This is a genomic window from Nonomuraea sp. NPDC049607 (assembly GCF_040675375.1).
Lineage (GTDB): Bacteria > Actinomycetota > Actinomycetes > Streptosporangiales > Streptosporangiaceae > Nonomuraea.
In genome coordinates this window covers 1-12670 of record NZ_JBFAOV010000080.1, presented here as the reverse complement: position 1 = coordinate 12670, position 12670 = coordinate 1, and the positions used below count along the sequence as shown (strand labels likewise).

Below are 12670 nucleotides of genomic sequence, written 5' to 3'. Positions count from 1 at the left end.
AGCAGGCCGAAGACGTCGGCGGTGTCGGTCAGGTCCTCGGCGGCGGGCATGCGCTCGTGCACGGCCGCGACGCGGTCGGCGTCGACCACCTTGACCGCGCACCCGTCCACGGACAACACGTGGTCGTCTGAAGAACTGTTCATATATCTAACCTAGTCGGGCATATCGGTGAGCTGTCAAGCGCGGCTCAGGCCCGCAGTCGCGGGGTCAGCCGCTTCAACGCCGCCGCCAGCCGGTCCACCTGCGCCGTCGAGGTGTACAGGGCCGGGGTGACCCGGACGGCGTCGCCGCCGGCCATGCCCGTCCGGGCGACCGTGTAGAGGCCGTAGGTGTCCAGCAGGGTGGCGGCGATGGCCTCGTTGTCGGCGGTGGAGGTGCGGCCGGTGATGCGGAAGGCGGTGATCGCGCCGTACATGCCGGGTTCGTCCGGGGTGAGGATCTCCAGGCCGGGCAGGTCGCGGACCTGGCTCACCCAGCGGTCGCGCAGGTGCCGCAGCCGGGCCTGCTTGACGGCGGCGCCGAGCCGCTGATGGAAGTCGAGGGCGTCGGGGACGGTGAGCGGCGCCGCGACGTCCATGGTGCCCGAATGGACCCGCGAACGGATGTCGCCGGCCGGGAAGCTCTCGTCGGCGAAGACGGGCTCGACGTCGGCCAGCCGTTCCCGGCGGATGTAGAGGAACCCGGTGCCGAGCGGCGCGCCCATCCACTTGTGCAGCGAGAACGCGGCGAAGTCGGCGCGAAGGTCGGGCAGGGTGAAGTCGAGCTGCCCCCAGGAGTGGGCGGCGTCCACGACGACGTCCACGCCGCGCTCGCGGGCCATGGCGACGATCTCGCGCACCGGCAGGACCAGGCCCGTGCGGTTGTTCACGTGCGACAGCAGGAGCAGCCGGGCCCGGGGATTGGCGCGCAGCGCCCGCTCGTAGGCGTCCAGCGCCGCCTGCCGGGTGGCGGGCTCGGGGAGGACGAACCGGGCGACCGTGGCCGCGCGCCGCCCGGCCAGCCAGTTCATGGTGTGCTGGGCGGCGGGATAGTCCAGGTCGGCGTAGAGCACGGCGTCGCCCGGCCGCAGCCGCCGGTAGCCGGAGATGAGGTTCTGCAGCGCCTCGGTGCCGCCCCGGGTGAGCGCGATCTCGTCGCGGGCGACGCTGAGCAGCCCGGCGATACGGTCGCGCACCTCGTCCGCCCTGGCCTTGTACGCCGTGCGCAGCAGGTGGGAGTTGCGGGCGTTGAGGTCGTCGACGTTGCGGTGGTAGGCGCGCCGGACCGGCTCGGGCATGATCCCGTAGTAGCCGTTCTCCAGGTTGACGAAGTCGCCGCTGACCCGGAACTGCCCGGCCACGTCCGCCCAGAAGCGTTCGTCCCGGGCCGGGCCCGAGGCGTCGGCGGCGGCCGGCGGGAGCACGGCCAGCGCGCCGACCCCGGCGATGACCGCACGTCTGGACAGGGCCATGACACACCCCCAAGGTCGGGCGGCGCGGAATCGGGGCCGCGCCGACGAATGCCAGTGTCGCGGAGATGTCGCGCCCGGCGGGGACGGCTCGCCGTTGTGCCCGTCATCCGAAGAAAATGCCGATAAGGAGGATCGGGGGGCGAAAGGCAATTCGCGGCGCCCATTTCCGTGCCCCGGTGATTTCTTTACGTCGACCTTGGCCTTTTCCCGGCGAGCCGCGCCGCGCGGCGGGCATGCTCTGGGGTGATGCTCACCACCAGGTCGGCCCGCACACGCCGCCCGCCCGCCCCGGGGGCCGGCCGGTGGCTGCCGCGCGCGGTGCTGGCCCTGGCCATGCTGATCACCGTCGTGTTCGCGCACGGCGGCGCGTGCGCGGCCGTCGAGCTGTCCGAGCGGGTCCAGAGTGGCTCCGCGCCGACCCTCCAGAGTGCGCACCTCGACGCGCACCGGCACGTCAGGCGGCTGTCCGGGCGGATGCCGGTGCTGGCCGCCGGGTGCCTCCACGGCGAGCTGCCCCCGGGGCATCTGCACGGCACCGAGCAGCAGTGCTCGGCGACCGCGGCCTCGGCGCCGGCCGTGGCGGCCGTCCCCTCGCTCGCCGCCCTGCCCGTCGCCGTCGCGGCGGTGCCCGTACGACCCGCGCCGCGGGCCGCCCCGCGGGAGCCCGCGCCGGGTCCCGAACGTCTTCCCGTGATGCGCATATAGGACGCGCGCTTTTCGTCGCCGTCCATTTCCATCGCGCCATTGACGCGGCGTCTTCCGTGCCGCGCGTGCGCCGTTCATCTCGGGGATATCAACCAATGTCGTACGACACTTTGTCGCGCCCTGACATTCTGCCCGCCATCGGAAATCCGGGTATTTGTGTCACCGTCGGAAACACGCCACTGGCGTTCGTCGCCGCGCCGTTCGTCGCCGGCGGCGGCTTCTGGGCCAAGCTGGAAGGCTTCAACCCGGGCGGCATCAAGGACCGGCCCGCCCTGCACATGATCCGGCAGGCCCGCGCCCGGGGCGATCTGGCCCCCGGCGCAACGATCGTCGAGTCCACCAGCGGCACCCTCGGCCTCGGGCTGGCCCTGGCCGGGATCACCTTCGGCCACCCGGTCGTCCTGGTCGCCGATCCCGGCATGGAACCGCTCATGCAGCGGCTGCTGCTCTCCTACGGCGTACGGCTGGAGATCGTGCCCGAGCCGCATCCTGTCGGCGGCTGGCAGCGGGCCCGCCGCGACCGGGTCGCGGACGTGCTGGCCGAGCTGCCCGGCTCCTACTGCCCCGACCAGTACAACAACCCCGACAACGTGGCCGCGTACGCCGGGCTGGCCCGCGAGCTGCTGGCCCAGCTCCCGCACATCGACACGCTGGTCTGCTCCGTCGGCACCGGCGGGCACAGCGCGGGCATCACCCGCGAGCTCCGGCGTCACCTGCCCCGGCTGCGGCTGGTCGGCGTCGACACCGTCGGCTCGACCATCTTCGGGCAGCCCGACCGCCGCCGCCTGATGCGCGGCCTGGGCTCCAGCATCCACCCCGGCAACGTCGCCTACGACGCCTTCGACGAAGTCCACTGGGTGAGCGCCGCAGAGGCGGTGTGGGCCTGCCGCGCCCTCGCCGCCCAGCACTACGTCTCCGGCGGCTGGAGCACGGGAGCCGTCAGCCTGGTGGCCCGCTGGCTGGCCGGGCGCGGCGGGCCGGGCGGCTGCGTCGTCGCGGTCTTCCCCGACGGGCCCTGGCGCTACTGGAACACCGTCTTCGACGACGGCTACTGCCGCGCCCACGACCTGCTCGGCGTGACCCCGGCCGACGAGCCGGACGTGCTGGACAGCCCCTCCGAGCGCGAGGTGCGCCGCTGGACCCGCTGCACCACCGTCAGCGACCCGCTGGCAGGCGCACGATGAAGGCCACGCTGGCGCAGTTCCGCTCCTTCGACCGGCCGATCCGGCTGCTGCAGATCAACCAGGCGGGCATCAACATCGGCTTCTACATGCTGATGCCCTACCTCGCCCAGCACCTGTCGGCCGGCGCGGGGCTCGCGGCCTGGACGATCGGGCTCATCCTCGGCCTGCGCAACGCCAGCCAGCAGGGCATGTTCCTGATCGGCGGCACGCTGGCCGACCGGCTCGGGCACAAACCCATGATCATGGCGGGATGCGCGCTGCGTACCGTGGGGTTCGCGCTGTTCGGGCTCACCACGTCCGTGCCGCTGCTGGTGGCGGCCGCGGTGATCACCGGGCTGGCGGGGGCGCTGTTCAACCCGGCCGCCCGCGCGTACCTGGCCGCCGCGGCCGGGCCGCGCAAGGTGGCCGCCTTCGCCGTGTTCAACGTGTTCTACCAGGGCGGCATCCTGCTCGGGCCGCTGCTCGGGGTGCTGCTGCTGGCGGGCGGGTTCACCGCGGTGTGCCTGGGGGCGGCGGGGATCTTCGCCGTTCTGACCGTCCTGCAGGGGTTCTACCTGCCGTCGCGGCCCCGGGAACCCGGGCAGGTGCGGCAGCCGGTGTTGCGGGCCTGGCGGCGGGCGTTCGGTGACCGGGCGTTCGTCTCGTTCGCGGCGTCGATGATCGCCTCGTACGCGTTGTCGTACCAGATGTACCTCGCCCTGCCGCTGGCGGTGCAGCGGGCCGGCGGCGGCCAATGGGCGGTGACCGCCCTGTACGCGGTGTCGGCGCTGCTCGGCATCGCCGGGCAGGTACGCCTGACCACCTGGTGCGGCGAACGGTGGAGCCGCGGCCAGGCGATCACCCGCGGGCTGGCCCTCATGGGTGCGGCCTTCGTGCCCATGGTCGTGGCGACGCAACTGCGCCTGCCCCCGGCGGCGACGATCGCGGCCGCGCTGGTGTGCGCGCTGCTGCTCGGCGCGGGGACGGTGGTGGCCTTCCCGTTCGAGATGGCCACCATCGCCGACATGGCGGGCGAGGAACTGGTCGGCACCTACTACGGCCTGTACAACCTGGCCTCAGGCGCCGGGATCCTCGCCGGGAACCTGCTGTCGGGCGCTCTGCTGGACGTCGCCGCCGACGCGGGCTGGGCCGGTCTGCCCTGGTTGTCGCTGACCTTCGCGGGGCTGGCCTCGGCCCTGGCGGTGGCCCGTCTGGAACGCCGCCAGGGCCTCCGGCCGCGCCTGCCGGCGGCGCTGGCCGCCTAGAGCGCCTCCAGCCCGGTCAGGGCGTGGGGGCCGGTGTCACGGGAGCCGCGCTGGTCAGGGCGTGAGGCCGGCGTCACCGGAGCCGCGCTGGTCAGGGCGTGGGGCGGGTGTCACCGGAGCCGCGCCTGCGGCGGCCGGCCACGACGGTCGCGGCGCCGCCCGCCACCAGCGCCGCCGCGGCCACCCACAACCAGCCGGGCACGCCGCCCGAGCCCGTCCCGGCGTCCGCCTGGGCGACCGGTGAGGACGAGACCGCCTGCGAGGTGGCGTCGGACGAGCTCGCGGCCGGGCTCGCGGACGCGGTCTCGGACGGGCTTTCGGACGGGGTCGGGGTGGCTTCCGCCGGCTCCGCGGTGGGGGTGGCCGGGGCGGTGACGGTGAAGCGGAGCTCGCCCGAGATCGGGTGGCCGTCGGAGGAGACCACCCGCCAGGCCAGCCGGTACTTGCCGGGCTCCAGCGGCGCGGCCGGCTCGGCCTTCACCGTGAGCCCCTGGGCGCGCGGCTTGCCGAGAGGCAGGTTCTCACCCGCCGGGCCGTCGAGCACGAGGGTGGGCAGGGTCATGCGCGAGGTGAACTCCAGCTCGATGCTCTCCACCTGTGCGACCTTGGCGCCGTCGGCGGGGGAGCTGCTCTTCAGCCGGTCATGGGCCAGCGCGGCGGGCGCGGCGGCCAACAGCAGCAGCACGGCGCCGCCGACGGCGACACCGGCACGACAGGCCGCCCGGAACGGACGGCGTACGGAACGAAGGGAACGGGTCACTGCGAACTCCGGAGATCCGGCATCCGGCTCGACCGCCGGATGGGCATGCGGTCCGGCGCGCGACGGGACGGAGTACGTGCCGCGACGGCGCCGGCTGGGTCGTCTACCTGCCGGGAGGCACGCGGTACCCGCCGCATGACGGGAACGTCAGCGGCTGAGGGGCCGGGCGTGCCGGGTATCGCGGGGCGGGCCGCGCCGGGAGAGCACCGGAGCCAGCAGCAACGCCCGGTGGCCCGCCACGCGGGGCCAGAGCGGGCACGCGCGGGCGGGTCCGGCGGGCGGCGGAGCCAGGACGGACAGCCAGGCGCACAGGACGGTCCAGAGCCGGGCCAGCCGGACCGTGCTCAACCGCAGCAACGCCGCCAGCGCCGCGTCCCCGCGGGCCAGCCACCAGCTCGACGAGACCGCCACCGCCAGGTGGATCACCACCATCCCCGAGGAGCCGTGCCCGTGGGCCCCGGCGGGCATCCCGGCGGGCATCCCGGCGGGCAACGCGGCGGACGGTCCGGCGGACACCGGCAGGGAGGCGTCGAGCAGGTGGCGCAGGCCGTACCGGGCGGACTCGGAGGCGTCGAAGAGCTCGTGGAGGCCGTACTGGGCGGCCACGCACATGGCCAGCAGCAGCGGCCATCCCCGGGGACGGGAACCGGCGGCGTAGGCGGCCGCGAAGGTCGCCGCGACGGCCAGGGCGAGCGGGCCGGGCGCGACGGCCGTGCCACCGACCAACGTGTGCAGGGCCGCCGAGGCCAGGACGCAGACGGCCGTGAACACCGCGGCGCGAAGCGCGCGGAACACGGGACGGGCGACCTGCACCCGGCCATCGTGCCAGAGCCGGGCAGGGCCGTCATCCGCGTCCTTGCGCACCGTACGGGGGCGCCGGGTCAGTGGTGTTGCGGCGTCTCGAGTTCGCCGCCCACCCGGCCTCGTAGCCGTTGCAGCAGGTCGGACGCGGCCACCACCACCCAGCGGTCGCCCACCAGGTAGGCGCCGCCGTACGCCTGGGCGAGGTCGAGCCAGTCTCGTTTGCCCTTGTCGGTGGTGAACGTCACGATCGTCAGGCGGCCCTGGGGGGTGTCGCAGGCCGCCTGCCGCAGTTCGGCGGCGTCGGTCTGCAGCTTGCCGGCGGGGCAGCCGAGCAGGGTGGTGAGCTGTTCCATGCTCGCGGCCGGCAGCTTCGGCGCGACGGCGGGGATGGGAGCGGGGGGAGCGGCGCCGTGATGGTGCTCCGCCTGCCGCAAGGGGGCGGGGGCGGTCGCGCACCCGGCCAGCAGGGCGACGCCCAGCGCCACGACGACCGTCAGCCGCGAGGCGTGGGCGGGTGCTCCGGGGGGCGTGGACCTGAGGTCGGTGTGCCGCCGGAGCGTCGATCCGGCCGACGCTCCGGGGTAAGGGGTACGGCGATTCTGGCGTCGCCACCGCTGGTTCATGTGTTCGCTCCGAGAGTGGCTGGGTTCACGAAACCGCCCCTGACGTCTGGCGGCCCTGCGGACCGTGCGGCCCCAGCCGCCAAGGACCTGCACGACGCTTCCTGATGCGCGGTCAGGGGGTGGGGGCGGGGGAAGGAGGTGGAGGTTCGGGGAGTTGGTCATGGTCGACCAGGCCGGTCGATTCCAGGTACGTCATGTGGCGCATGACGAAGTTGATGCCTTCCTGGGCGAACTTGCGGATCTCCTCGTTCCGGGTCCCGGCCCGTACGAGGGCCAGGGTGCCGAAGACCTTGCCGTGGGCGGCGCGCAGCAGGTTCGCGTAGTCCTGGTCGAAGGCGGGGCCGCTCTCGGCGGCGAGCTGGGCCAGCCAGCGCTGCTGGTCGGGGTTGGGTTCGTCGGGCAGGGCGACGCCGAGTCTGGCGGCGGTGTCGCGGGTCAGCTGGTCCAGCTTCTGGTGCTCGCCCATGATCTGCTTGCCGACCTGCCTGACGCGCGGCGACTGGGCGCGGGTGGAGGCGTAGTCGCCCGCGGGCATCTCCCACAGGCCCGCCTGCCGCACCTTGATCAGCAGGTCGATGTCGGCGGCCGAGAGGGGGCCCGAGGGGGTGCGGGTCCGTTGCGCGTCCGCGGGGTCGATCGAGGGGGGCAGGATCAGCAGGATCGTCGCCGCGGCCGCCGCGACGAAGCCGCCGAGCATGAACATCTCACCGCGCAAGAGCCTCTGCATGCTCGGAGGTACGCGGGGCCGCCGGAAACGGTTCAACGTCATCCAGCACGATTCTTCATATACCCCCTCTGGGTATATAGTGCCGAGTCATGAGACGTCTTGCACCGCTTGTTCCGGAGAAGGCCCCTGAGAAGTCCCGTCAGATCCTGGAGGACATCGTCGCCAGGCACGGCGGGGTGGGGGACATGGTGTCCACGATGGCCCACTCGCCCGCGTTGCTCCAGGGCTATCTGGACTTCTCTCGCGCGATGAAGCGGGTGAAGATCTCGCGCTCGCTCAGCGAGAAGATCTCCCTGGCCGTGCAGGAGTGGATCGGCTGCGGCACCTGCCTGGCCGCGCACACCGAGGGCGCGCTGGCCGCGGGGCTCAGCGAGGCCGACGTCGCGCTGGCCCGCCAGGGCACCTCGGCCGACGCGCGTGAGGCCGCGCTGATCTCGGTGGCGGTGCGCGTGCTGGTGGAGCCGTCGTCCATCACCGACGAGGAGGTGGCGGGGCTGCGGGAGCTCGGCTGGAGCGACCGGGTGATCGCCGAGGTCGTCGGCCTGGTCTCGCTCAACCTGCTGACCGGCGCGTTCAACCTGCTCGTGGGGAACCAGCCGGAAGAGCAGTAGGCCGGGGCGGCGTGGCGCCGGTCATGCGGTGAGCCGTTCGCGGGCCGTCCGATCGTGATGTACTGGCTCATGGCGATCGGCGATGGTTGGAGGACGACATGACGCTGCGCGAACCGGGGGCATCCCCGCAGCGCCACCAGGCACACGCCGGCGCGGCCGACGCGGTCGACGCCTTCATCGCCGCGGCCAACTCCGACGATCCCGACCACCGTTCGGCGCTGCTCAGCCGGGCCCTCGCCGCCGACGTGGTGTTCTGGGGGCCGCTCGGCCGCGGGTCCGGCCGGGGTTCGGTGGCCGACTTCATCACCGAGGTGGTGCAGGGCTACCGGGCCGGTGGCTGCCGCATGGTCCGTACGACGTCCGTCGACGCGCCGCACGAGTGGGCCCGGTTCGGCTGGCGCTTCGAGGGGCCCGACGGCGCCACCGTCCTGTCGGGCACCGACATGGTCCATCTCACCGCCGCCGGCGACATCGACGAGATCGTGGTCTTCGCCGGCCCGCTGCACTGACCCCTGCACTGACCGCCGCCGTCCCGCCTGGCCAGGACCTTAGCCCCTGCGCCTCCGGGACGTTCGCCGCTGCCGCCGCGCCCCCGCAGGAGGGACCGTGGAGGTGGAAAGCGAGGTGGCGATCATGTCGATCGAGGTCAAGGACGTCATGGGACGCGTGGCGATCGCGGTGCTGGAGCATGCGTCGTTCGCCGACATCGTGGCGGCGATGAAGCGGTACGCGGTGGGCGCGGTCACCGTCATCGACGCCGACCGGCGGCCGGTGGGCGTGGTGTCGGAGGACGATCTGCTGCTCAAGGAGGCCGGCCACGCCCGGCACCCCGTCTCCGTCTTCGAGTCGCGCGCGCGGCGGCAGGAGCACCGCAAGGCCGCGGCCGTCACCGCCGCGGAGCTGATGACGTCGCCGGCGGTCACGGTCACCCCGGGCATGCCGGTGCGCGAGGCGGCCAGGATCATGCACGCCCGCCGGGTCAGGCAGCTCCCGGTGATCGACCCGGTGACCGGCCGCGTCGTCGGCACCCTGCACCAGCGCGACGTGCTGCGCGTCTTCACCCGCCCGGCCGCCGAGCTGGAGGCGGACGTCAGGGCCGTGCTCCCGCAGGACGGGACGTACTCGGTCGGGATCGACGCCGGCGTGGTCACGATCGCCGGCCGGGTGGCGACCAGGTCGCGGGCGGCCGCGCTGGCGGAGTCGGTGCGGGCGGTGGAGGGCGTCGTCGACGTCGTCGCCGAGCTCGACTGCGACCAGGACGACCTGTTCACCGTCCCGCCGCTGCTGTAGAGGCGGAGGGGCCCGGCGGGCTGATTCCGGCGGCGAGGGCACGTGCTGGGACACTGAACGGTATGTCGGAAAGTGAGCAGCGTAGCCTGATGCCCCAGATGCGGCTCGACGAGCTGCTGGCCGAGCTGCAGACGAGGCTCAACGCCGTCCTCGCCACCCGCGACCGCGTGCACGCGCTGCTGGAGGCCGTCGTGTCCGTGGGCAGCGACCTCGATCTGGAGACCGTGCTGCGGCGGATCGTGGAGACGGCCACCAAGCTGGTGGACGCCAGTTACGGCGCGCTCGGCGTGGTCGGCGAGGAGCAGACGCTCGTCCAGTTCATCCCGGTGGGGCTGAGCGAGGAGGAGATCGCCGGGATCGAGCACTGGCCCCACGGGCTCGGCCTGCTCGGCCTGCTGATCAAGGACGCCCGCCCGCTCCGGCTGGGCCGCATCTCCGACCACCCCGAGTCGTACGGCTTCCCGCCCGGCCACCCGCCCATGGGCACCTTCCTCGGCGTCCCGGTACGCGTCCGCGACGAGGTCTTCGGCAACCTCTACCTGACCGAGAAGCGCGGCGGCGGCGACTTCGACGAGGAGGACGAGGCCATCGTCGTCGCGCTGGCCACCGCCGCCGGCGTCGCCGTGGAGAACGCCCGGCTGTACGAGGAGTCGCGCAGGCGCGAGACCTGGCTGAAGGCGTCCTCGGAGATCACCACCAGCCTGCTGTCCGGAGCCGGCTCCCGCGAGGTGCTCACCACCATGGCGGCGCGGGCCCGCGAGATGTGCGACGCCGACCTGGTCCAGGTGCTGCTGCCCGACCCGTCGGGCCGGACCCTGACCGTCGACGTGGCCGAGGGCGACGGCGCCGACGAGCTGCTGGGGATGGAGTTCGACGTCTCGGCCACGCTGGAGGGGCAGGCGTTCACGCAGGCCGAGCCCCGGTCCGAGCGGGACCTGCCGGGCGCGGCCTACCCCGACTCGCCGCTGCGGCGGTTGGGCTACGGGCCGGGCCTGATGGTCCCGCTGGGCGCCGCGCCGCGCGTACGCGGGGTGCTCATGCTGGCCAAGTGCGGCGGACGGCTGCCGTTCAGCGGGGCCGACCAGCAGATGCTGGAGTCGTTCGCGGGGCAGGCCGCGATCGCGCTGGAACTGGCCGAGACCCGCCGCGACGCCGAACGGCTCGGCCTGCTGGAGGACCGCGACCGCATCGCCAAGGACCTGCACGACGTCGTCATCCAGCGGCTGTTCGCGACGGCGATGACGCTGATGAGCACCGTACGGCTGGTCGAGCGGCCGGAGGCGGGCAAACGGCTCCAGCACGCCATCGACGAGCTGGACGAGACGATCCGGCAGATCCGCTCGTCCATCTTCGCCCTCCAGGCCCCGCGCGAGGACACCGCGCCGAGCCTGCGCACGCGGATCGTCGACCTGGTGGAAGGGGCGGGCGCGCACCTGGGGTTCATGCCGGGTCTGCGCATGGAGGGCCAGATCGACACCCTGGTGCCCGACCCGGTGGCCGAGCACCTGCTGGCCGTCCTGCGCGAGGCGCTGTCCAACGTGGTGCGCCACTCCCACTCCACCCGGGCCGAGGTCTCCATCGAGGTCGCCAAGGGCGGGCTCACCCTCGTCGTCGGCGACAACGGTGTCGGCGTGGGGGACGGCGGGCGTCGCAGCGGCCTGCGCAACATCGAGGAACGGGCAGCCGACCTGGGCGGGGCCGCCGAGCTGGAGGCGCCGGAGGAGGGCGGCACCCGCCTGCGCTGGCACGTCCCGCTGTGACGACCCCCGGAGCCCGTCGCGCGTCCTAAGTCCCGGGAGGTCGGGACCTTCGTCCATACCCCACGTCATGCCCGCTGAGCTGTGATGGGACAGCACAGCCAGGTGGCCGCGGCCAGGTCCGGCCGCCCCACCTCCGCATGAACCACGTGAGGAAGACATGACGAACGCACCGGCCACCACCCCCGGCCGCAGCCCGGCGTTGATGCTCACCCTGGCGACCCTGGGTTTCGCGGTGAACTTCTGGGCCTGGGCCCTGCTCAGCCCGCTCGGTCCGCGTTTCAAGGAGCTGCTCGGGCTGTCGGCCGGGCAGCAGGCGCTGCTGGTGGCCGTCCCGGTGATCGTGGGGTCGCTGGGCCGCATCCCGGTCGGCGCGCTCACCGACAGGTTCGGCGGGCGGGTGATGTTCCCGCTGGTCTCGGCGGCGACCATCGTCCCCGTCCTGTTCATCGGCCTGTTCGGGCAGACGTCGATGGTCTCGCTGCTGATCGGCGGGTTCTTCCTCGGCATCGGCGGCACCGTGTTCGCCGTCGGGGTGCCGTTCGTCAACGCCTGGTTCCCGCCGAACCGGCGCGGCCTGGCCGTCGGGATCTTCGGCGCCGGGATGGGCGGCACCGCGATCAGCGCGCTGACGACCGTCCCGCTGGTCCGCGCCGGCGGGCCCGCCGTGCCGTTCCTCATCACCGCCGTCGTGCTGGCCGCGTACGCGGTCCTGGCGTGGCTGACGTTGCGGGACGCGCCCGGCCGCGCCGTCGTCACCCAGCCGCTCGGCGCGCGCATGGCCGCCGCGCTCAGGCTGCCGATCACCTGGCAGGCCTGCGTGCTGTACGCGGTCGCCTTCGGCGGTTACGTCGCCTTCTCGGTCTACCTGCCCGCCTACCTGCAGACCGGCTACGGGCTGGAGCAGGCCGACGCGGCCAACCGGATGGCCGGGTTCGTCGTCCTGGCCGTGCTGGCGCGGCCGATCGGCGGCTGGCTGTCGGACCGTGTCGGCCCGGTGCCCGTCCTGACCGGCGTGTTCGTCGTCACCGCCGTCACGGCGGGCGTGCAGGCGCTCGGCCCCGGCCTCATGCCGGTCGGCACGATCGCGTTCCTGACCATGGCCGCCGCGCTCGGCGCGGGCAGCGGCGCCACCTTCGCCCTGGTCGCGCAGGTCGCCCCGGCCGACAAGGTCGGCACCGTCACCGGCCTGGTCGGCGCCGCCGGCGGGCTCGGCGGGTTCGTCCCGCCGGTGATGGGCTTCCTGTACGGCCGGCTCGGCTCGTACGGCGTCGGCCTGGGCCTGCTGGCGGCCACCGCCGTGCTCACCCTGGCCCTGACGGTGACCGCGGTCCGCGCGCTGCCCGCCCGCCGCGTGGCCGGGCCGGTCGCCTCACGCTGACCGCACCCCACGAAAGTGGGGGGGGGGGGGCGGGGGGCCGGCCCCCCCCGCCCCCGCGGGAGCGGGCGGCCGCGCGAGCGCGGCCGGGCCCGCGCGGGGGCCGGCCCCGGGAGAGCACAAAACCACAACAGAGA

At 73.8% G+C, this 12670-nt stretch carries 13 protein-coding genes; 8 read left to right on the top strand and 5 right to left on the bottom strand.

Annotated elements, in window-relative coordinates; all coding sequences use genetic code 11:
* Nucleotides 1–187: 187 nt before the first annotated feature.
* Nucleotides 188–1450, bottom strand: a complete 1263-nt coding sequence (locus AB0J97_RS51080) for an aminotransferase class V-fold PLP-dependent enzyme (protein ID WP_364104570.1) — start codon at nucleotides 1448–1450, stop codon at nucleotides 188–190.
* A 246-nt stretch (nucleotides 1451–1696) separates the two neighbouring features.
* Here AB0J97_RS51080 and AB0J97_RS51075 point away from each other — a divergent pair, with 246 nt between their 5' ends.
* From AB0J97_RS51075 to AB0J97_RS51065, 3 genes are all read left to right on the top strand, one after another.
* The gene (locus AB0J97_RS51075; RefSeq protein WP_364104568.1) at nucleotides 1697–2155 is read left to right on the top strand and encodes a hypothetical protein; all 459 of its coding nucleotides are present in this window, start codon (nucleotides 1697–1699) and stop codon (nucleotides 2153–2155) included.
* Between the two features lie 95 nt (nucleotides 2156–2250).
* Nucleotides 2251–3339: a PLP-dependent cysteine synthase family protein gene (locus AB0J97_RS51070; RefSeq protein WP_364104565.1), complete on the top strand. Its 1089-nt coding sequence runs from the start codon at nucleotides 2251–2253 to the stop codon at nucleotides 3337–3339.
* Nucleotides 3336–4583, top strand: coding sequence for an MFS transporter (locus tag AB0J97_RS51065; RefSeq protein WP_364104562.1), 1248 nt, complete (start codon nucleotides 3336–3338; stop codon nucleotides 4581–4583). The genes AB0J97_RS51070 and AB0J97_RS51065 overlap by 4 nt, the downstream gene beginning before the upstream one ends.
* A 91-nt stretch (nucleotides 4584–4674) precedes the next feature.
* Here AB0J97_RS51065 and AB0J97_RS51060 read toward each other — a convergent pair whose 3' ends face one another.
* The 4 genes from AB0J97_RS51060 to AB0J97_RS51045 all read right to left on the bottom strand — a co-directional run bounded on the left by AB0J97_RS51060 (nucleotide 4675) and on the right by AB0J97_RS51045 (nucleotide 7497).
* Nucleotides 4675–5343, bottom strand: coding sequence for a copper resistance protein CopC (locus tag AB0J97_RS51060; RefSeq protein ID WP_364104559.1), 669 nt, complete (start codon nucleotides 5341–5343; stop codon nucleotides 4675–4677).
* Between the two features lie 147 nt (nucleotides 5344–5490).
* Nucleotides 5491–6156, bottom strand: coding sequence for a hypothetical protein (locus tag AB0J97_RS51055; RefSeq protein ID WP_364104556.1), 666 nt, complete (start codon nucleotides 6154–6156; stop codon nucleotides 5491–5493).
* A 68-nt stretch (nucleotides 6157–6224) separates the two neighbouring features.
* Nucleotides 6225–6770: a hypothetical protein gene (locus tag AB0J97_RS51050; protein ID WP_364104553.1), complete on the bottom strand. Its 546-nt coding sequence runs from the start codon at nucleotides 6768–6770 to the stop codon at nucleotides 6225–6227.
* Nucleotides 6771–6882: 112 nt separating this feature from the next.
* A complete protein-coding gene (locus AB0J97_RS51045; protein ID WP_364104550.1) occupies nucleotides 6883–7497 on the bottom strand; it encodes a DUF4142 domain-containing protein in 615 nt (204 codons plus the stop codon).
* 89 nt (nucleotides 7498–7586) lie between these two features.
* Here AB0J97_RS51045 and AB0J97_RS51040 point away from each other — a divergent pair, with 89 nt between their 5' ends.
* From AB0J97_RS51040 to AB0J97_RS51020, 5 genes are all read left to right on the top strand, one after another.
* Nucleotides 7587–8108 carry a carboxymuconolactone decarboxylase family protein gene (locus AB0J97_RS51040; protein ID WP_357708633.1) on the top strand — a complete coding sequence of 174 codons (522 nt, stop codon included), beginning with the start codon at nucleotides 7587–7589 and terminating at the stop codon, nucleotides 8106–8108.
* Nucleotides 8109–8206: 98 nt separating this feature from the next.
* Nucleotides 8207–8617 (top strand): nuclear transport factor 2 family protein, encoded by a 411-nt coding sequence (locus AB0J97_RS51035; protein WP_357708636.1) that lies wholly within the window; start codon nucleotides 8207–8209, stop codon nucleotides 8615–8617.
* A 97-nt stretch (nucleotides 8618–8714) separates the two neighbouring features.
* Nucleotides 8715–9398, top strand: coding sequence for a CBS domain-containing protein (locus AB0J97_RS51030; protein ID WP_364104546.1), 684 nt, complete (start codon nucleotides 8715–8717; stop codon nucleotides 9396–9398).
* A gap of 62 nt (nucleotides 9399–9460) precedes the next feature.
* A complete protein-coding gene (locus tag AB0J97_RS51025) occupies nucleotides 9461–11158 on the top strand; it encodes a GAF domain-containing protein (protein ID WP_364104543.1) in 1698 nt (565 codons plus the stop codon).
* Between the two features lie 157 nt (nucleotides 11159–11315).
* Complete coding sequence (locus AB0J97_RS51020) at nucleotides 11316–12536, top strand: MFS transporter (protein WP_364104540.1); 1221 nt, start codon at nucleotides 11316–11318, stop codon at nucleotides 12534–12536.
* Nucleotides 12537–12670: the final 134 nt, after the last annotated feature.

Excerpts from the sequence above, each read along its gene's own strand:
- AB0J97_RS51080 (WP_364104570.1), bottom strand. The coding sequence starts at position 1,450 with ATGGCCCTGTCCAGACGTGCGGTCATCGCCGGGGTCGGCGCGCTGGCC.
- AB0J97_RS51075 (WP_364104568.1), top strand. The coding sequence starts at position 1,697 with ATGCTCACCACCAGGTCGGCCCGCACACGCCGCCCGCCCGCCCCGGGG.
- AB0J97_RS51070 (WP_364104565.1), top strand. The coding sequence starts at position 2,251 with ATGTCGTACGACACTTTGTCGCGCCCTGACATTCTGCCCGCCATCGGA.
- AB0J97_RS51065 (WP_364104562.1), top strand. The coding sequence starts at position 3,336 with ATGAAGGCCACGCTGGCGCAGTTCCGCTCCTTCGACCGGCCGATCCGG.
- AB0J97_RS51050 (WP_364104553.1), bottom strand. The coding sequence starts at position 6,770 with ATGAACCAGCGGTGGCGACGCCAGAATCGCCGTACCCCTTACCCCGGA.
- AB0J97_RS51045 (WP_364104550.1), bottom strand. The coding sequence starts at position 7,497 with ATGCAGAGGCTCTTGCGCGGTGAGATGTTCATGCTCGGCGGCTTCGTC.
- AB0J97_RS51040 (WP_357708633.1), top strand. The coding sequence starts at position 7,587 with ATGAGACGTCTTGCACCGCTTGTTCCGGAGAAGGCCCCTGAGAAGTCC.
- AB0J97_RS51035 (WP_357708636.1), top strand. The coding sequence starts at position 8,207 with ATGACGCTGCGCGAACCGGGGGCATCCCCGCAGCGCCACCAGGCACAC.
- AB0J97_RS51025 (WP_364104543.1), top strand. The coding sequence starts at position 9,461 with ATGTCGGAAAGTGAGCAGCGTAGCCTGATGCCCCAGATGCGGCTCGAC.
- AB0J97_RS51020 (WP_364104540.1), top strand. The coding sequence starts at position 11,316 with ATGACGAACGCACCGGCCACCACCCCCGGCCGCAGCCCGGCGTTGATG.